Source organism: Azospirillum thermophilum (assembly GCF_003130795.1).
Lineage (GTDB): Bacteria > Pseudomonadota > Alphaproteobacteria > Azospirillales > Azospirillaceae > Azospirillum > Azospirillum thermophilum.
This window is the reverse complement of the sequence record NZ_CP029352.1, coordinates 872,491-891,742: the sequence shown is the minus strand read 5'-3', so window position 1 is coordinate 891,742 and position 19,252 is coordinate 872,491. Positions and strand designations below refer to the sequence as shown.

Annotated in this window: 15 protein-coding genes; 4 read left to right on the top strand and 11 right to left on the bottom strand. The window is 68.9% G+C overall.

Going from position 1 to position 19,252, the window contains the following annotated elements:
• Positions 1-96: 96 nt before the first annotated feature.
• Genes DEW08_RS03990 through DEW08_RS03980 form a run of 3 tightly spaced genes read right to left on the bottom strand, consistent with a single transcriptional unit; the run spans position 97 to position 6,208 of the window.
• Positions 97-1,242: a response regulator gene (locus DEW08_RS03990; protein ID WP_245985924.1), complete on the bottom strand. Its 1,146-nt coding sequence runs from the start codon at positions 1,240-1,242 to the stop codon at positions 97-99.
• Positions 1,239-5,156 carry a PAS domain S-box protein gene (locus tag DEW08_RS03985; protein ID WP_109324672.1) on the bottom strand — a complete coding sequence of 1,306 codons (3,918 nt, stop codon included), beginning with the start codon at positions 5,154-5,156 and terminating at the stop codon, positions 1,239-1,241. Before DEW08_RS03985 ends, DEW08_RS03990 begins: the two co-directional genes overlap by 4 nt.
• Positions 5,157-5,161: 5 nt before the next feature.
• Positions 5,162-6,208, bottom strand: a complete 1,047-nt coding sequence (locus DEW08_RS03980; protein ID WP_245985922.1) for an FIST signal transduction protein — start codon at positions 6,206-6,208, stop codon at positions 5,162-5,164.
• 405 nt (positions 6,209-6,613) lie between these two features.
• On the opposite strand from DEW08_RS03980, the gene DEW08_RS31945 reads away from it, so the two are divergent.
• Both DEW08_RS31945 and DEW08_RS03975 read left to right on the top strand, forming a co-directional pair.
• A complete protein-coding gene (locus DEW08_RS31945) occupies positions 6,614-6,907 on the top strand; it encodes a hypothetical protein (RefSeq protein WP_245985920.1) in 294 nt (97 codons plus the stop codon).
• A complete protein-coding gene (locus tag DEW08_RS03975) occupies positions 6,904-9,210 on the top strand; it encodes a HAMP domain-containing methyl-accepting chemotaxis protein (protein WP_245985919.1) in 2,307 nt (768 codons plus the stop codon). The genes DEW08_RS31945 and DEW08_RS03975 overlap by 4 nt, the downstream gene beginning before the upstream one ends.
• A 102-nt stretch (positions 9,211-9,312) precedes the next feature.
• Here DEW08_RS03975 and DEW08_RS31025 read toward each other — a convergent pair whose 3' ends face one another.
• The 7 genes from DEW08_RS31025 to DEW08_RS03940 all read right to left on the bottom strand — a co-directional run bounded on the left by DEW08_RS31025 (position 9,313) and on the right by DEW08_RS03940 (position 17,256).
• The gene (locus DEW08_RS31025; RefSeq protein ID WP_168220210.1) at positions 9,313-9,471 is read right to left on the bottom strand and encodes a hypothetical protein; all 159 of its coding nucleotides are present in this window, start codon (positions 9,469-9,471) and stop codon (positions 9,313-9,315) included.
• Positions 9,472-9,619: 148 nt separating this feature from the next.
• A complete protein-coding gene (gene ppc / locus DEW08_RS03965; protein ID WP_109324648.1) occupies positions 9,620-12,388 on the bottom strand; it encodes a phosphoenolpyruvate carboxylase in 2,769 nt (922 codons plus the stop codon).
• 307 nt (positions 12,389-12,695) lie between these two features.
• Positions 12,696-14,612 (bottom strand): 1-deoxy-D-xylulose-5-phosphate synthase, encoded by a 1,917-nt coding sequence (gene dxs / locus DEW08_RS03960; protein WP_109324644.1) that lies wholly within the window; start codon positions 14,610-14,612, stop codon positions 12,696-12,698.
• Positions 14,613-14,629: 17 nt separating this feature from the next.
• A complete protein-coding gene (locus tag DEW08_RS03955) occupies positions 14,630-15,520 on the bottom strand; it encodes a polyprenyl synthetase family protein (protein WP_109324643.1) in 891 nt (296 codons plus the stop codon).
• Position 15,521: 1 nt separating this feature from the next.
• Complete coding sequence (locus DEW08_RS03950) at positions 15,522-15,788, bottom strand: exodeoxyribonuclease VII small subunit (RefSeq protein ID WP_109324642.1); 267 nt, start codon at positions 15,786-15,788, stop codon at positions 15,522-15,524.
• A 175-nt stretch (positions 15,789-15,963) separates the two neighbouring features.
• A complete protein-coding gene (locus tag DEW08_RS03945; RefSeq protein WP_109324637.1) occupies positions 15,964-16,893 on the bottom strand; it encodes a histone deacetylase family protein in 930 nt (309 codons plus the stop codon).
• Between the two features lie 135 nt (positions 16,894-17,028).
• A complete protein-coding gene (locus DEW08_RS03940; RefSeq protein WP_109324636.1) occupies positions 17,029-17,256 on the bottom strand; it encodes a sulfurtransferase TusA family protein in 228 nt (75 codons plus the stop codon).
• Positions 17,257-17,467: 211 nt separating this feature from the next.
• Between DEW08_RS03940 and DEW08_RS03935 the strand changes: the two genes are divergently transcribed.
• The gene (locus DEW08_RS03935) at positions 17,468-17,824 is read left to right on the top strand and encodes an ArsR/SmtB family transcription factor (RefSeq protein ID WP_109324630.1); all 357 of its coding nucleotides are present in this window, start codon (positions 17,468-17,470) and stop codon (positions 17,822-17,824) included.
• A gap of 34 nt (positions 17,825-17,858) precedes the next feature.
• On the opposite strand, the gene DEW08_RS03930 is transcribed toward DEW08_RS03935, so the two are convergent.
• Complete coding sequence (locus DEW08_RS03930; RefSeq protein ID WP_245985918.1) at positions 17,859-18,254, bottom strand: DUF423 domain-containing protein; 396 nt, start codon at positions 18,252-18,254, stop codon at positions 17,859-17,861.
• Between the two features lie 616 nt (positions 18,255-18,870).
• Here DEW08_RS03930 and DEW08_RS31020 point away from each other — a divergent pair.
• Complete coding sequence (locus DEW08_RS31020; protein WP_168220263.1) at positions 18,871-19,248, top strand: response regulator; 378 nt, start codon at positions 18,871-18,873, stop codon at positions 19,246-19,248.
• Positions 19,249-19,252: the final 4 nt, after the last annotated feature.

Below are 19,252 nucleotides of genomic sequence, written 5' to 3'. Positions count from 1 at the left end.
GCCGCCATTCCATTAATGGCGGCAGAACCTTCGAGGGCGATGACTTTCAATCCCACCCCGGTTCCGGCGGACCGAAGCGGGCACTGCGGCGACGACTCACTCCGCGGCTCCGTCGCGGAAGCGTTGGGCGATGGCCAGAAACTCCCCGGCCAGCTCCGCGAAGGCATCGGTCACGTCGGGGTCGAAGTGCGTGCCGCGGCCGGCCAGCATGATCTCCACCGCCTGTTCGTGCGGGAAGGCCGGCTTGTAGCAGCGCCGGCTGATCAGCGCGTCATAGACGTCCGCCACCGCCATCAGCCGGGCCGACAGGGGAATCTCCTCCCCCTTCAATCCCAGGGGATAGCCGGTGCCGTCCCAGCGCTCGTGATGGCCCTGGGCGATTTCCCGCGCGACGCGCAGGAACGAGCTTCGGGAGTCCAGCTCCTCCTCCGCGGCGAAGATGGCGTCATGGCCGAGCGCCGCGTGGGTCTTCATCACATGGAACTCCTCGTCGGTGAGCTTGCCGGGCTTGAGGAGGATCGAGTCGGGAATACCGACCTTGCCGACATCGTGCAGCGGGGCCGACTTGAAGAGCATCTCCACCGTCTCGTCATCAAGCCGGCCGGCGAACCTCGGTGCGAATCTGGGATCGCGCCGGAGATGGTTGGCCAGCGCCAGGACGTAGTTCTGCGTACGGCGGATGTGGTTGCCCGTCTCGTTGTCCCGCGTCTCGGCGAGCGAGGCGAGGGCGCGGATCGCCACGTCCTGGGCGCGGGCGAGATCGCGCGTCCGCTCCGCCACCCGCGCCTCCAGCAGGCGGTTGTGCTCGGCCAGTTGCCGGCGGGCCTCGCGCAGGGCGATGTGGGTGCGAACGCGGGCGGTCACCACCGGCGGCGAGATCGGCTTGGTGATGTAGTCGACCGCCCCGGCCTCGAAGCCGCGGGCCTCGTCATGGGGCTGCCCCATGGCGGTGATGAAGATGACGGGCACGTCGCGCGTCCGCTCCTCCTCCTTCAGGCGGCGGCACACCTCCATCCCGTCCATGCCCGGCATCATGACGTCGAGCAGGACGAGGTCGGGCAGGGGATCGCCGGCCATCCGGGCGAGCGCCTGCGGGCCATCCTTGGCGACGCTCAGCCGGTAGCCGTCGCGCAGCAGGTCGGCCAGAACCTTCAGGTTGATCGGCTCGTCATCGACGATCAGGACGCGCGGCAGATCGCGGCCCGGTTCGGAGCAGCGGTTTTCCTCGGCTGTTCCGCTCACTCTCCCGCCTCCTCATGGTCATGCAGGGCGGCGCGCAGCCCGGTCAGGGCGGTTGCCGCCTCGTCGAAGTCGAACTGCGATGCCGGACGGGCGACGGCCGCGGCACACGCGGCGAGCGCACTGCCTTCCAGCAGCCCTGCCAGGGCCTCCGCCAGTTCCGCCGCCTCCGGATCGCCCTCGGACAGCGCCAGCTCCAGCCGGCTGGCGAGGGCCGCAGCCTCGGCCAGCCGCGCGGGCGTGCAGGTGGCCGGAGCCCCGTCCGGTTGCGGGTCCTGGTGCAGGAGGGGCTGCAGGAGGGGGCGGAGCAGGGTCCGTATCCCGGTCACCACCTCGACCATCGCCGCCTCCAGACGGGGCAGCAGGTCGGGCGGCAGGGCGGGGGCCGGACCGGAGAGCAGCCTTTCCGCATCCCCGGCGAGTTGCGACAGGTCGAGTGCGCCGATGGTCGCCGAGGTTCCCTTCAGCGTGTGGGCGGTCCGCAGGGCGTCGCGCCAGGACTGCGACGCCACCTCGGCCGACAGCCGCGCAACGTCGGTTCCATGGCTGTCGGCGAAGTCGCCGAGGATCCGGCGGAGCAGCCCGAGATTCCCGCCGACGCTGCGCCGGGCGGCCGCCAGGTCCAGGCCGGGCAGCCGGTCGGGCAGAACTGCGGCCCCGGCTCCGGTCCCCGTCTCCGCCGACGTCAGGCCCCGTCCCAGCCGGCGCGACGGCTTGAGCCAGCGCAGCAGGGCCGCATAGAGCGCATCGGGATCGATGGGCTTCGCGACATGGTCGTTCATCCCGGCTTCCAGGCAGCGCTCCCGGTCGCCCGCCATGGCGTGGGCGGTCATGGCGACGATCGGCAGGTCGCCCAGCTCCATCTCCCGCCGGATGATGCCGGTGGTCTCGTAGCCGTCGAGGCCCGGCATCTGCACATCCATCAGCACGACCTCGAAGCGCTGCTCGCGCAGGATGCGCAATGCCTCCTCGCCGCTGCCGGCGACGGCGACCTCTACCCCCGCCAGCTCCAGCAGGCCGCAGGCGACCTGCTGGTTGATCGCGTTGTCCTCCACCAGCAGGACGCGCCGGCCCACCAGGGCCGAAAGATCCTCGCCCGCCGCGGCCGGCCGGACGTGGCGCGGCGCGGGCAGGGCGGAGCCGGAGGCCCGCCCCGACGAATCCCGGCCCAGCGCCGTCATCACCGAATCGAGCATCGCGGACGGGGTGACCGGCTTTTCCAGGATGGCCGCCACCCGCCCGCCGTCCAGCGCGTCATGCATCGCATCACCGCCATAGGCGGTCGTCATGATGACCGGGGGGTGGGCCTCCTGCATCGCCTGCAGCCGGTGGAGCGTCTCCACCCCGTCGAGGTCCGGCATGCGCCAGTCGAGCACCAGAAGGTCGACCGGCGGCTCCGCGCCGATGATGGCGTTCTCCATCCGCGCCAGCGCGTCCCAGCCGCCGGGCACGGCCTCGACCGCCAGGCCGAAGCGCTCCAGCATGTCCGAGAGGATGGAGCGCACGGCGTCGCTGTCGTCCACCACCAGCACGCGGCGGCCCATCAGGTCGGTCGGCATGCGGTCGGCGGAGGCGGCTTCCGGCGCCACGCGGCCGAGGATGGAGAAGCGGAAGGTCGTTCCGACGCCGGCCGTGCTCTCCACCCCGATGGATCCGCCCATCAGCTCCACGAGCTGGCGGCAGATGGCGAGGCCAAGACCCGTGCCGCCGAAGCGGCGGGTGGTGGAGCTGTCCGCCTGGGTGAAGGGCCGGAACAGGTTGGCGACCTGGGCAGGCGACATGCCGATCCCGGTGTCCCTGACCGTGACGTCGAGCCGGTAGCCGTCGCCGCCGTCCCGCGATCCCGCGACGCAGACGACCACCTCGCCCCGCTCGGTGAACTTCACCGCGTTGGAGACGAGGTTCAGCACGACCTGCCCCAGCCGCAAGGGGTCGCCCAGCAGCGTCGTCGGCACCTCCGCCCCCAGATCGACGATCAGCTCCAGCCCCTTCTCCCGCAGCCTGGGCTGGACGACCGTCGTCACCTCCTGCAGCACGTCGGCGATCTGGAAGGGGATCGTCTCGATGGTCAGCTTGCCGGCCTCGATCTTCGAGAAGTCGAGGATGTCGTTGATGATGCCCAGCAGGTTGCGCGAGGCGGCATGGATCTTGTCCATGTAGTCGCGCTGGCGCCGGGTCAGCTCGGTCGTCATGATCAGGTGGCTGAGCCCGATGACCGCGTTCATCGGCGTGCGGATCTCGTGGCTCATGTTGGCGAGGAAGTCGCTCTTCAGCCGGTTGGCGCGGTCGGCCTCCTCCTTGGCATGGGCAAGCTCGGCTTCCGTCCGCTTCAGGTCGGTGATGTCCTTGTGGATGCCGGTGATGCGTGTCGGCGCGCCGTCCTCGCCGCGTTCCGTCACCTTGCCGGCGGACAGGATCCAGACCCAGCCGCCGTCCTTGTGGCGCATGCGGAATTCGACGGCGTAGACCGGGGTGTCGCCGCGCTTGTGGGTTTCCAGCCGGTTGAGCACCGCGTCGCGGTCGTCGGGATGCAGGAGCGACAACCAGGTTCGCCCGCAGGCCGGCAGATCGTCCGGCCCGTACCCCAGCATGCCCAGCCAGTGCGTGGAGAAATAGGCGGCGTCGGTGACCGGGTTCCAGTCCCACAGGCCGGTCTGCGAGGCGTCGAGCGCGATCGCCAGCCGCTTCTCGCTCTCCTGCAGGGCGTTCAGGATGCGCTGCCTCTCCGTGATGTCCTGGAAGACGGTGACGGAGCCGACGATCTGCCCGTCCTCGCGCAGGGGGACGGAAATGACCGAGATCGGGAAGACGGTGCCGTCGCGCCGGATGAAATGGTCGGTGTCGCTGCGGTAGGTGCGGCCCTGGCGGATGCTGAGCATCACCGGGCAGTCCTCCTTGGCGACCGCGCGGCCGCTGGCCTCCTTGTAATGGACGGCATCATGGAAGGTGATGCCGCGCAGGTCGGCGAGCGACCAGCCGAGCAGCCGCTCGGCTTCCGGATTGAGGAAGGTGCAGTAGCCGCGGCGGTCGAGCGAGAAGACGCCCTCGCCCATGGAATCGGTGATGCTCTGCAGGAAGCGGCGGCTTTCCAGAAGCTCCGCCTCCATGTGCTTGCGCGGGGTGATGTCGGTCCGGATGGCGATGTACCGCACCGGACGGCCGTCGATGCCGAGTTGAGGCACGACGGTCGCCGCCACCCAGTAGATCTCGCCCGATTTGGTGCGGTTGGCGATCTCGCCGTGCCACACCTGCCCGTCCATGATGGTGTGCCACATCTCCGCGAAGAAGCTGGGCGGGTGATGGCCGGAATTGACGATGCGGTGGTCGCGACCGATCAGTTCGTCCCGGTCGTAGCCGCTGATCTGACAGAACTTGTCGTTGGCGTAGAGGATCCGGCCGCGGGGGTCGGTGATGCTGACGATGGCATGCTGATCGAGGGCGAACTTCTGCAGCTCCAGCTCCCGCAGCGCGCTCGCCCGCTCATCCACCAGTTGGGCCATCAGGTGGGACAGCCGTTCCAGCCCCGTCGAGCCGTCCTCTCCCTCGGCATCGTCCAGCGAAGAGTCCAGCTCCGGCCGGCCATCGGCGCGCAGCAGGCTGTTGGCGGTGCCGCGCAGCCGGGCAATCGCCTGGGACTGGGTCGCGGCCTCCTGACGAAGACGCTCGTTCGCCTCCGCCAGCTCCTGCGAGCTGAGCTGCAGGCTGCGGGCGCGCAGGCTCAGGTCGCGGTCGGCCTGCTCGTAGCTCTGCTCCACCCGGCCGAGCAGGGTCCCGACCTCCTGCAGGAACCGGGCGGCGGTGGGGCCGACACCCGGCCGGCCTCCGAGATCCTTCAGTTCGGACAGCAGGGTATCCAGTTCCTCCGGCGTGCGGATGCCGAGCACGCGCTTCAACTGGCTTTGCAGGAGCCGGTGCATGCCGGTCAGGATTCCGTCAGGAGGGCGACGGTCATCGTCTGGTTGTGCAGCTTGCAATCGGCCAGCCCATGCATCGGACTGATCTCCCCATAGGAGTAGAAGCCGGTCAGGACCGTGCCGGCGGGCAGCCGCTCGGCCACCGCCTCCACCTCCTCGTCCACCCGGTCGCCCATCACCAGCTTGCGCCCGACGCAGCTCACCAGCAGGGCCACGGCGTCGCCTTCCTGCCCGTCGCCCTGCGGTCCGCAGGCTTCGGCCGCCTGCTCGGCCCCGTCCACCAGCGAATCGGTGCTGGCGTGCATCAGGCGGAGATAGAAGCCTTCCTCCACCGTTCCCGCCAGGATCAGGCTGCCCGCCTCCTCGTCGATGCCGAGGATGGTGCGGATCAGGCCGATGGCGGAGTGGTTCTCGTTCAGAAGCTCGAACGGGAACAGCAGTCCGGACGCCGGCAGATCCTTCGCGTAGTCGCCGAGGTAGCGCTTGTAGATGTTGAGCGCCGGTTCCCCGTCCAGCTCCAGCAGGATGTTGCCGGTGGCGCGGGTGACCTTGCGGGCCGGGCCGAAGGGCTCCCAACCGCCGAAGGAGCCATGGCGGAAGCGCAGCGCCTCGCCATAGAGACCGACCGCGACCGCCGCCCGGTCCGACAGGCCGGACGGTCCGAGCACCAGCGTACGCTTGAACGCGCCGCCATCGCCGGCCAGCCCCCCGGACACCGGCACCCCCGCGGGAATCCTGCCGGTCAGCCCCTCGATCAGGGCGCTGCCGTTGATGTCGACACCGCGGCCGAACAGGAGCACGCCGGCCAGCGGACCGGCGGGATGGGGAGCGGACAACGCCGTTCCGAGCGCCGCGCCGGCCTCTCCGGACTCGCCGAGCGTCGCCGTCACGGCCTCGGCGACCCGCACCGCGGACTTGTCGAATCGAAGGGCGGTTACGGTGCAGGTCCCGTCGGTGACGCCGTCGCCCGTGATCTCCCCGGCTGTGCTGCAGCCGGCGAGGGCCGAAGCCGGAAAGGCGGCGCGCAGCGCAGAGGCGAAAGCCGGATCCTCCATGACGGGCATCGCCCCGAAGACCAGCACCAGACACGGATCGAGTTCGGCAAGGGGTGCCGCCGCATCTGCAACTTTATCCGCGGCCGTCACCGCTGTCTGCAACGCACGCATGAACATCCCCCGCGCAGCTCTTGAACCGGGATACAGTACGACGTTCGGCAGGGGCGTGATGAGTCCTTATCACTTTGGGCAAGGATGCTACGGCGTAATGCCGCACCTGCCCCAATCTCTAGTATATCTGCCTACCCCGGTAGCGCAGCGCGGGATCCGTTCTCCTGGAGATAACCACCGGAACGGTAACCAAGCGTCAATCCTACCGGGATATGTTCTGTAACGCGAACAATGCGGACCCCATGCAACGGGGCGGGTGCGGGCGATCGACCTGCGGGGAGGAAGCGGCGGACAATGACGATGGAAACGATGAAGACCACACAAGTCACCCACCGCTTCGGCGTTCGAGCAAAGCTGCTGCTGGCCTTCGCCGGCATGGCCGGAATGACCGTTGCCGCAAGTATCGTTGGCCTGACGTCCTTCTCGGCCGTCCAGGATCCCCTGACCCGCATCGTCCGGACCAGCCTGCCGGAAATGGAACTGGCCAAGAAGCTGTCGGGGAGAGCGGCGGCATCGCCGCGGCGGCGCCGACCCTGGACGGCGCCGAGAGCCAGGCGGCCCGCGAGACGCTCTATGGCGAGATCATGAGCCGCGGCAAGGGCCTGCTCTCCCTGGTGGACGAACTGGCGAACCGCCGTCCCGCCGATCCCCGTGTCCCCGAGGTGCGGGAGAAGGCGCGGGCCCTGATCGCGACGCTGGAGGAGGAGAATGCCGCCGTCACCCAGCGCCTCGACCTGCGGGCCAAGCGTGAGGCGGCGACCGCCGATCTCGGCAAATCCTACGACGAGTTCTTCGGCATCCTGCGCCCGCTGATCGAGACGGTCGGCGCCCGGCTGCACAGCAAGGGCGAAGAACTCAACGCCATGACCGAAAAGGACATGGAGGGCCTGAGCGACGCGGTCCGCGCCCTGATCAGCCTCTTCGAGCTGCGGGCCGACATCGTTCTGACCGCGGAGGCGATGAACCGCGCGGCGACCGCCACCACCTCGCTGGCAGTGACGCAGCAGCAGCAGATCTATCTGGAGGCCGCCGCCCGTCTCGTCAGCGCGACCGCCCAGATCGGACAGCGCTTCACCCCGGAGATGTCGAGCGCCCTGGAAGCCTTCTTCGCCTTCGGCGACGGTGCCAGCGGCATCTTCGACCTGCGGCGCAAGGCGCTGGAGGGGGCGGAGGGTGACCGCGCCGCCGCCAACCGCCAGCTTGCCGACGCCGCGTCCAAGATGATCAAGGCGCAGCAGGAGATCCTCGACCAGCTCGAATCGCCGCTGATGCGCACCAAGGCGGAGATCAAGCTGGCGACGGTGAATGTCCGCTCCCAGACGCGGGATTCGCTGCAGGAGCTGCTGGGGCAGGGGCTCGTCCAGTTCCGGGCGTATCTCGAGGTCGCAGCCTATGCCAACGTCCTCACCGGCGCACTCAACGAGGCCGCGCAAGCTCCTGATCTGGCAAGGCTTTACTCACTGGTCGAGCGCTACACCGCGGCCGTCGACTCCATCAGCGAACGGCTGGAGCAGCTCAAGGGCGACGGCAACGCCGCCACGCTGAAGAAGAACGTCGACGCCATGGCGGTCTTCGGCGACGGCGACCGCAGCCTGTTCGAACTGCGCCGCGCCGAACTGACGGCCGGCCGCGACAATGCCGCCGTGCTGGCCAAGAACCGGCAGGTCGCCCAGGATTTCGCAAAGGTGCTGGACGAGCAGATCGCCGCGATGAAGGCGGAGGGCGACAGCGCGGCCGAGGGGGCGATGGCCGCCATGGACGCCGGCCGGACCATCCTGATCCTGTTCGCCGTGGCGAGCCTTATCATCGCCGCCGCCCTCGCCTGGCTGGTGGTCGGCCGGATGATCGTGTCGCGCATCAGCCAACTGTCCGACGCGATGCGCGCGATCGCCGGCGGCAAGCTCGACACCGCCATCCCGACCGGCGGCTCGGATGAGATCGCCGAGATGGCGCAGGCCCTGGTCGTTTTCCGCGACACCGCCAACGAGGCTGCCGCCGCCAATGCCCGGGCCGAGGCCGAGCGGTCGCGTGCCGGGCAGGAGCGCCGCCGCGCGATGGTCGAGATGGCGGACAGCTTCGAAAGCAGCGTGCGGGCCATGCTGGAGCGGGTCAGCACCGCGGCCGGCGAGATGCAGGACATGGCCCAGCGGATGAGCCGCAACGCCGAGACGACGACGGGGGAGGCGGCAACCGCGGCCTCCACCTCGCAGCAGGCGGAGGGCAGCGTGAAGGCCGTTGCCGCGGCGACCGAGGAACTGTCGGCCTCGATCCAGGAAATCGGCACCCAGGTCACCGCCTCCAGCCGCATCGCCCGGCAGGCCGCCGACGACGCGGAGCGTACCGACCGAACCGTCGAAGGGCTCGCCCAGACCGCCAACAAGATCGGCGAGGTGGTGCAGCTCATCAACGACATCGCCAGTCAGACCAACCTGCTGGCGCTGAACGCGACGATCGAGGCGGCCCGCGCCGGGGAGGCCGGCAAGGGCTTCGCCGTGGTGGCGAGCGAGGTCAAGAGCCTCGCCAACCAGACCGGGAAGGCGACGGAGGAGATCTCCAGCCAGATCAACGCCATGCAGTCGGTGACGCAGGAAGCGGTCGACGCGATCCGCGCCATCGCCGGGACCATCCGCGAAATCAACGAGATCGCGGCGAATGTTGCCGCAGCGGTTGAGCAGCAGAGCGCCGCGACCCGCGAGATCGCCCGCAACATCGGCGAGGCGGCGGACGGAACCCAGCATGTCCGGCGCAACATCGACTCGGTCGCGCGCGCAGCCGCGGAGTCGGGCGAATCGGCCAATCGGGTCCTCCAGGCCTCCTCGACCGTTGCCGATCAGGTCCGCTCGCTGGGCAACCAGGTGGACACGCTCGTCAACCAGATGCGGGCGGGCTGACGCCCGCTCCGCCGGCAAGGCGTGCAGCAGCGGAAAAGAAAAGGGGGCGGTCCGAACCGCCCCCTTCAGTTTTTGCCGAGATGTACCGACAGGCTCCTGGCCTCAGCGGGACTGCCCGCTGCCGCCGCCCTGTCCCAGCGGTCGCCAGATGACGGCCGCCCCGGCTCCGGCCCCGCAGGCCCCACCGCAGAAGCCCTCGTCGGACTGGTCCTGCGTGGCGCCCGGGCGGCCGGCATGGCGGTCGGTGTGCGGCTGCGTCATCTGTTGCTGCGAAGTCGGCTGGTGCGTGCTAGCGTGCTGTGACTGAGTGGTCATACCAATTCCTCCTATCCCGCCGGTGTACCAGACCGGCGGAACGGGAGCAATCAGAATCCGGACAATCCGTTGTTCGGAATGCTGGATTTCGCCCTTATCCACTGTTGCGCAGGCCAGCGGCGATCCCATTGATCGTGAGGTGGATGCCGCGGGCGATCTGCTCGCCGCTGTCGCTGCTGCGGTGGCGCTTCAGCAGCTCGACCTGGACGTGGTTCAGCGGATCCAGATAGGGAAAGCGGTTGCGGATCGACCGCGCCAGCAGCGGGTTGCGCTCGAGAAGCTGGCTCTGCTCGGTGATCTGCAGCAGCATCTCGACGCTGTCCTCCAGCTCGGTCCGGATGCGGTTGAAGATGCTCTCCCGCAGGGCCGGATCCGACACCAGCTCGGCATAGCGCGAGGCGATGGCCAGATTGCTCTTGGACAGCACCATGTCCATGTTCGACAGCAGCGTGCGGAAGAACGGCCATTCCGCGTGCATCGCCCGCAGCGTCTTCATGCCATCCGCCGGACGGTTGTCGAGCCAGGCCTTCACCGCAGATCCGAATCCGTACCAGCCCGGCAGCATCAGGCGGCACTGCGCCCAGCTGAACACCCAGGGGATCGCGCGCAGATCCTCGATCCGCGTCGTCTTCTTCCGCGAGGCCGGCCGGCTGCCGATGTTCAGGTTGGCGATCTCGCCGATGACGGTCGACTCCCAGAAGTACTTCTCGAATCCGGGGGTGTCGTAGACGAGGCCGCGGTAGGCCTTGAAGGCATGCGCCGACAGCTCCTCCATCGCTTCCAGATAGGCCTGGGACGGGGCGGGCTCGTCAGGGTGGAGCAGGGAGGCCTCCAGCGTGGCGGCGGCCAGCGTCTCCAGGTTCCGCCGGCCGACCTCCGGGTTGGAGTATTTGGCGGCGATCACCTCGCCCTGTTCGGTGATGCGGATGGTGCCCTGAACGGCGCCGCCCGGCTGCGCCAGGATCGCCTGATAGCTCGGACCGCCACCCCGGCCGACCGAGCCGCCGCGGCCGTGGAACAGCCGCAGCCGGACGCCATGCTTGCGGAACACCTCGACCAGCGCGATCTCCGCCTTGTAGAGCTCCCAGCCGGAGGTGAGGAAGCCGCCGTCCTTGTTGCTGTCGGAATAGCCCAGCATCACCTCCTGCACGCCGCCGCGGCTGTCGAGCAGGCGGCGATAGGCGGGCAGGGACAGCAGTCGGTCCATCACCCGCGCGCAGTTGCGCAGATCCTCGATCGTCTCGAACAGCGGGGCGATGTTGAGGTCGAGCGTCCCATCCTGCGGATGCAGCATGCCGACCTCCTTCAGGAGGACGGCCACCTCCAGGATGTCGGACACTCCGTCGGCCTTGGAGATCACGCAGTTGACCACGGCATCCGTGCCGAACCGGCGGCGGCAGTCGGCGGCGGTGCGCAGGATCGCCAGCTCGGAGGTCGTCTCCTCGGAATAGGCGATGTGCGGGGAGGCGAGGGGACGGACCGTCTCCAGTTCCGCCAGCAGCCGGTCGATGCGCTCGTCCTCCGTCATCTCGGCATAGCGCACCTCCGGCTCCGCCACGGCGAACAGCTCGGCCACCGTGCGCTCGTGCACGTCGGAGTTCTGGCGCAGGTCGATGGTGGCGAGGTGGAAGCCGAACAGGTCGACGGCACGGCGCAAGTGGCGCAGCCGGCCGCGCGCCAGCGCCGCGGAGCCGTTGACCGTCAGCGAGCGGTCGATGATGTCGAGGTCGGCGCGCAGTTCCTGTGGCGTCGAGTAGGGCGGGGCGTCGCCCACCGCGTGGCGGGCGGACTCCATGCCGTCCAGCGTCCGGGCGGTCGCCGCCAGCCGGGCGTAGATGCCGGCGATGGCCCGGCGGTAGGGCTCCAGCAGCCGGTGGTCGGAGGTGTCGGGCGAGCGTTCGGCAAGCGTGCGCAGCGGCTCCGACACGCTGATGATGCGGCTGTTCAGCGACAGCTCGGCGCCCAGCGCATGCAGCTCTTCCAGGTAGAACTCGATCGCCTTGGTGCTCTGCATCCGCATGGCCTGGGACAGCACCGGCGCGGTGACGAAGGGGTTGCCGTCGCGGTCGCCGCCGATCCAGCTTCCCATCCGCAGGAAGGACGGCAGCTCATCCGTCTTCCAGGAGGGATCGTCGACCCGCAGCCGGTCCTCGAGCGCCGCATAGAAGCGCGGCAGCTCGCGCAGGAAGGTGTAGTCGTAGAAGGTCAGGCCGTTCGACACCTCGTCGATCACCGCCAGCCGGGTATCGCGCAGCAGCGAGGTCTGCCACAGCGTCAGCACGGCGCGCTGCAGCCCCTCCAGGTTGCACTCTTCCTCCTCCGGCGTCATCGGACCGTGGTCGCGCTGGAGCATCAGGCGGGCGAGGTCCATCTGCACCGTCAGGATGCTCTTGCGCTGCACCTCCGTCGGGTGCGCGGTCAGCACCGGGCTGATGTGCGCCGTCTTGAAGAAGCTGTGCAACTGCTCGCTGGTCAGTCCGGCCTTGCGTGCCTCGTCCAGCGCATGGGCCATGGTGCCCTCGCGCGGCGCCGAGCCGGCCAGCGCATGGGCGCGGGTGCGGCGGATGTGGTGCTGGTCCTCGGCAAGGTTGGCGAGGTGGGAGAAGAAGGTATAGGCCCGGACCACCCGGACCGTCTGCTTGGGCGACAGGCTCTTCAGGATGTCTTCCAGCTCGTGGCGGGCGCTCTCGTCCTCGGCGCGATGAAAGCGGACGGAGGTCTGGCGGATCCGCTCGACGATGTCGAAGACGGCTTCCCCTTCCTGGCTGCGCACGGTATCGCCCAGGATGCGACCCAGCAGGCGGATGTCGTCGCGAAGCGGCTGGTCCTTTTCCGGAACATCCAGGGCGGCATTGGCAGACATGGGTACGGCTATCCTTGCAACGAGGCGGCATGGTGCCCGGGGGTGGAACCCTGGACGGTGACGGACGGTGGCCGAAGTGGTCAGACCACCGGCAACAGAATGCCTGATCCTGCCGTCGTTGCAACCACCTGAGTGCATCGCACAATACGATTTCCATAAGATAGCTTATCCAGCTTTTGGCTTCGCTCCGGCTGGTCGGCTCTTTGCGGTGGCTGCTCACGCCAATCCGCCGCCCGAGCCCCCGCGGCAAAGCCGGGGAACCCGGGGCAGGCGAAAGGAGCGGATGAAGCCTGCCGTCGGCGAGCACTCAGGCCCGCGCCGCCGCCGCCTCGATGCCGAGGGCCTGCAACGCCGTGGCGACGATGTGCCGGGCAGCCAGTCCGGCAAGCTCGTACTGCTTGGCCGGCGCTTCATGGTCGAGGAACTGGTCGGGCAGGACCATCGGCCGAATCTTCAGGCCGCCGTCCAGCAGCCCGGCCGAGGCGAGGTACTGCAGGACGAAGCTGCCGAAACCGCCGACCGATCCCTCCTCCACCGTGATCAGCACCTCGTGGTTCAGCGCAAGGCGGCGGACGAGGTCCTCGTCCAGCGGCTTGGCGAAGCGGGCGTCGGCGACGGTGGTGGACAGGCCGCGGGCCGCCAGCTCGGCCGCCGCCTTGCGCGCTTCCGCAAGGCGGGTGCCATAGCTGAGGATGGCGATCTTGGTGCCCTCCTGGACGATCCGGCCCTTGCCGATCGGAAGAATCTCGCCACGCTCCGGCAGCTCCAGCCCGACGCCCTCCCCGCGCGGGTAGCGCAGCGCCGAGGCACGGTCGTCGATGGCGGCACTGGTGGCCACCATGTGCATCAGTTCCACCTCGTCCGCCGCGGCCATCAGAATGATGTCCGGCAGGCAGCCGAGATAGGCGACGTCGAAGGCGCCCGCGTGGGTTGCCCCGTCCGCCCCGACCAGACCGGCGCGGTCGAGCGCGAAGCGGACCGGCAGATGCTGCAGCACGACGTCGTGCACCACCTGGTCGTAGGCACGCTGCAGGAAGGTGGAATAGACGGCGCAGAACGGCTTCAGCCCCTCCGTCGCCATGCCGGCGGCGAAGGTCACGGCATGCTGTTCGGCGATGCCGACGTCGAAGCAGCGGTCGGGGAAGCGTTGGCCGAACAGATCGAGCCCGGTGCCCGACGGCATGGCGGCGGTGACCGCCACCACGGCGGGATCGGCCTCCGCCTCGGCGATCAGGGCATTGGCGAAGACGCGGGTATAGGTCGGGGCGTTGGACTTCGGCTTGGCCTGCGCGCCGGTCACCACGTCGAACTTGGCGACGGCGTGCAGCTTGTCCGCCGAAGCTTCGGCCGGAGCGTAGCCCTTGCCCTTCTTGGTCACGACATGGATCAGGACCGGCTTGTCGTCGTCCGCATCGCGCACGTTCTGCAGGACGGGCAGCAGATGGTCCAGGTTATGGCCGTCGATCGGACCGATGTAGTAGAAGCCCAGCTCCTCGAACAGCGTGCCCCCGGTGACCATGCCGCGGGCGTACTCCTCCGCCCGGCGGGCGGCATTGCGCAGCGGGCGCGGAAGCTGGTCGGCGATCTCCTTCGCCAGATGGCGCAGGCTGAGATAGGGCTTGGACGAGATCAGCCGCGACAGGTAGGCGCTCATGGCGCCGACCGGCGGGGCGATCGACATGTCGTTGTCGTTGAGGATGACCACCAGCTTGGAGTTCGCCGAGCCGGCGTTGTTCATCGCCTCGTACGCCATGCCGGCGCTCATCGCGCCGTCGCCGATCACCGCGACGACGTGGTTCTTCCTGCCCTTCAGGTCCCGCGCCACCGCCATGCCGAGGCCGGCGGAGATGGAGGTGGAGCTGTGGCCGGCGCCGAACGGGTCGTAGTCGCTTTCCGAGCGCTTGGTGAAGCCGCTGAGACCGCCGCCCATGCGCAGGGTGCGGATGCGGTCGCGCCGGCCCGTCAGGATCTTGTGCGGATAGCACTGGTGGCCGACGTCCCAGATCAGCCGGTCGTCCGGCGTCTGGAAGATGTAATGCAGGGCGACCGTCAGCTCCACTACGCCCAGCCCGGCGCCGAGATGCCCGCCGGTGACCGATACGGCATCGATGGTTTCGGTCCGCAGCTCGTCGGCGAGCTGGCGGAGCTGTTCCGGCTTCAGGAGTCGCAGGTCCTGCGGCGTCCGGACCAGGTCGAGCAGGGGCGTTTTGCTGGCGGCAGTCACTCTGGGACGTCCTCCGTTCAGGCGCGACGGGCGACGACGAACTCCGCCACCGCCTTCAACATATCGGCACGCCCCTCGAAAATCTCCAGGTGAGCGGCGGCTTGACGGGACAGCATTTCCGCCTGGGCGCGGGCACGCTCGCGGCCCAGGATGGAAACGAAGGTGGCCTTCCCGGCCTGGGCGTCGCGCCCGACCGTCTTGCCGGTCTCCTCCTGCGTCCCTTCGACGTCCAGCAGGTCGTCGACGATCTGGAACGCGAGGCCGAGATCGTGGGCGTAGGCCCGCAGCGCATGGCGCTGGGCGGGCGCGGCCTTGCCGAGGATGCCGCCGGCCTCGCAGGAGAAGGCGATCAGCTCGCCGGTCTTCATGCGCTGCAGCCGGGTCGTCGTGCCGAGGTCGAAGGTCTCATGCTCGGCGATCAGGTCCAGCATCTGCCCGCCCACCATGCCGCGGCCGCCCGAGGCCTTGGCGAGGGCGGTGACGAGCTGGCAGCGCACGTTGGGGTCCTCATGCGTTTCCGGATCGGCCAGCACCTCGAAGGCGAAGGTCAGCAGGCCGTCGCCGGCCAGGATGGCGGTCGCCTCGTCGAACTGGCGATGCACGGTCGGTCGACCGCGGCGCAGTTCGCCGTCGTCCATCGCCGGCAGGTCGTCATGGATCAGCGAATAGCAATGGACGAACTCCACCGCCGCGCCGACACGCAGGGCGCAGTCGGCATTCACGCCGAACAGCGAGGCGGAGTGCAGCACCAGGAACGGGCGCAGCCGCTTGCCGCCGTTCAGGCAACCGTAGCGCATCGCCTCGAACAGCGGGGCTTCCGCCATTTCGGTGGAAGGCAGCAGATGGGAAATGGTGCGTTCGACGGCCGTCGCCGTCTCGGCCAGGGCGGCCTTGAGCTCTGTCTGCACGTCAGTCGATCCGGGCGGGTTCGGTGCCGAACGAGCCGTCGGCGGTCACGGTGATGCGGTCGATCTTGGCCTGCGCCTCGCGCAGCTTGGCTTCGCAATGGCGCTTCAGCGCGGTGCCCCGCTCGTAGGAGGCGATCGCGTCGTCAAGCTTGCCGCGCCCTTCCTCGAGCTGGCGAACGATCCGCTCCAGCTCGGCAAGCGCATCCTCGAAGCTGAGCGCGGCGATGTCGGGCGGGATGGGGGAGGACTCGGGTGCGGGAACGGGCATGGTGGCGGGGGGCCTGATCGGACCGTGGTGACGATGGGTGGGAAGTTATGCCCCCCACCCGTCCTGTGCAAGGCCCGCGACGGGCGTATGACGCGCCGCCGCAAAGCGGTCACCGTAATCCTCCGCAGCCGCCCTGCCCGCCCGGCCCCCTCCCCCTTCGGAGCACGCCCGCGCGTCAGCAGTACATCAGCTCGCGGACATGGGCCGAGCAGGCGGAGGCGAGGGCCCGCAGGTTGTACCCCCCTTCCAGGACCGAGACGATGCGGGCGCCGCAATGGGTGCGGGCCAGTTCGCCCAGCTTGCGCGTCGCCCAGACGAAATCATCGTCGATCAGGTGCAGGCCGGCCAGCGGATCGCGGGAATGGGCGTCGAAACCCGCGGAAATGATCAGCAGGTCGGGTTTGAAATGGTCGATCGCCGGCAGGATGATGGTGGTCATCGCATGCCGGAACTCCGGCGACCCCGCCATCGCCGGCAGCGGGGCATTGACGCAGTTGCCGTACTCGCCCTTCTCGCCCGCGTCGCCGGTGCCCGGATAGAGCGGCGACTGGTGGGTGGAGCAGTAGAGCATGTCCGGATCGTTCTGGAAGATGTCCTGCGTTCCGTTGCCGTGGTGGACGTCGAAGTCCATCACCGCCACCCGCTGCAGCCCGTGCGCGGCGCGGGCGTGGTAGGCGCCGACCGCGGCATTGTTGAACAGGCAGAAGCCCATGGCCTTGGCGCGCTCCGCATGGTGGCCCGGAGGCCGCACGGCGCAGAAGGCATTGCGCGACTGGCCGGTCGCGACCGCATCCACCGCAGCCACCACCGCCCCGGCGGCGCGCAGGGCGGCCTCCCCCGAGCCGGGCGACACCACGGTGTCGGCGTCGATGCCGGCATGGTCCTGCTGCGGGATTGCCGCCAGCACCCGGTCGACATGATCGCGCGGGTGGGCGCGCTCCAGCTGCTCCACCGTGGCGAGCGGCGCTTCCTGCCGTTCGAGCATGTGGAACTCCTCCGTCTCCAGCGCGGCCAGCACGGCGCGCAAACGGTCGGAGCATTCCGGATGGCCAAGTCCGGTGTCGTGATTCAGGCAGGCCGGATGGGTGAAAAGGGTGGTGAACATGCTTTTTCTATCGTTTTCGTGGGCGTGTTCGGGCGTCTCCCTCCGCCATTTTTCCCGGATCGCTAATAAAAGTACAGGATGAATGCGGGGCGATTCGTCACATCCCCCGGGGCGTCTACTCGCCCCTCACGTTCATCACGCCGTCCGTTCGATAACGAAGCGATAGATCCCCTCCGTCACTTCGCTCGACCGCAGCAGGTTTCCGGTCGCCTCGCAAAATGCCGCGAAGTCCTTCGGCGCGCTCGCGTCCGTCGCCTCCACCGTCAGGCGGTCGCCCACCTCAACCGTCTTCAACGCCTTGCGGGCCCGCAATACGGGCAAGGGACACTGCAGGCCCCTGGCATCCAGGTAATGCTCGGCCATAAATCCCGGCCCCCTTTCGACTGTCTTCCGCTATAACTTTGATCCTAATTCGGCGCGCACGGTGGTACAACGCCCGCTAACTCAAGCAGGGTCGGGCCTGCGGGTGCTGGACATCCCCCGGATGGCCGAATATGCTTGAACACGAACAATTTACCTGATCCGAAACCCCGTCAAGAGGGAGCGGGTGAGACGGGATGGCAATAGGATTCCGATGAAGATTGAGGATCTGCAGGCGAACGCCCGCCGTGCCAGCGCGCTTCTGAAGGCGATGAGCAACGAACGGCGTCTTCTCATCCTGTGCTACCTCAGCCAGGGCGAACGGTCGGTCGGCGAACTGGAAGGGCTGGTCGGCCTCAGCCAGTCCGCCTTGTCGCAGCATCTGGCGCGCCTGCGCCGCGACAAGCTGGTGCGCACACGGCGCAGCGCCCAGAACATCTACTATTCGCTGAACGGTCATGAGGCGCAGACCATCATGGCCACCTTGCATGGTCTCTACTGCGTCCCGGCCGCCACCGATACGGTGGAGGCTCCCCTGGACGCGGCGGCGGTGGCCGCCGCTCCGAACTGACCCGGGCGACGCGGCGGCGGCGGCGGGGCACCCGTCACCGCTCCGCCCGGGCGACCAGCGCACCGATCGCAAGCAGCAGCCAGCCGGTGATCAGCGTCGTGCCGCCGGTCGGTGCGGTCATGCCGATCGGAAGGCTGCCGCCCAGACCCAGCACATAGAGCGTTCCGCTGAACAGGATGGTGCCGGCGATGAAGAGCCAGCCGGCCACGCGCATCAGCAGCCGCCCTGCCCCGCCGACGCGACGGACCAGCGCCGCCAGGGCGACGAGTGCCAGCCCGTGCCACATCTGGTGCTGCGCCGCCATCCGGACCAGTTCCTGAGCCCGCGCGTCGCCGGCGAGGCCGTGACTGGCATAAGCCCCCGCCGCAACCGCCATCGCGCCGCTCAGGGCGGCGAAGAACAGCCATATCCGATCGACCGGTTTCATCATTTTCCTCTGCTGTTCCCGGTTGGCGCGGGAATTGCTGCGAACAGGACGCAATTGCAGTTTTGGCCCCGGCGACTCCGCAGAGTGGCGCCAACAGGTGCAATGTGCGTCGCATTTTGCCAATTCGTTCCACGACTGGTGACACCATGCAATGGGCAGCAGAGATCGCACCGTCGCTTTTCGATCCGGCGGCACTGGGCCGGCAGGTGGCGGAACGATGCCGGAAGGGGGGGATGCCTCCTCCCCCGGAAGTCGCGGTGCTCGCCGGAACGCCGGCCCAGCTCGTCGGTCCGGCGCAGGCGATAACGGAGCTGCTGGTCGCGCTGGCGGCCGACCGGTCCACGGTGTCCGCCCCCTCCCGCCTGCGGCTCGGCACAGAAGCCGCGGGGTCTGGCGAGTTGCTGTTCCGCGCGGTCGTCGTCGGAGCGGCACTGCCCGGCGCGTTGCCCGCCCCGGTCCGTTATCTGCTGGAACTGACCGGAGCGCGGCTGAGCGGCGGGCAGGAGGGCGACGGCGGAGCGAGCCTGGAGCTGTGCGTTCCGGTCGCCCTTCCGCCGAGACCTTCGGAAAGCGATCCGCTCGCTGCGTGGGCGCGGGGCCGCGGGGGCGGATTCTGGTCGTGGACGACAGCGACACCAACCGGGCGGTCATCGGCGCCCTGCTGGCGAAGGTGGGCTTCGTGATCGAAAGCGCGCCGGGCGGCGCGGAGGCGGTTGCCGCCGTCGCCGGGGCGCCGGAACCGCAGGATGCGGTGCTGATGGACGTCGCGATGCCGGAGGTGGACGGCATCACGGCGACCACCCGGATCCGCGCGCTGGACAGCACGCGGGCAGAGATTCCCATCATCGCCGTCACCGCCCACACGGCGCCGGAGGACCGCCGACGCTGCTTTGCCGCGGGCATGAACGGTTTCGTCGAGAAGCCGGTCCGCCGGACCGACCTGCTGAACGCGCTGCACGCGGTCCTGGAACCGGCCGGCCACCGCATCGGCCATTGAGCGG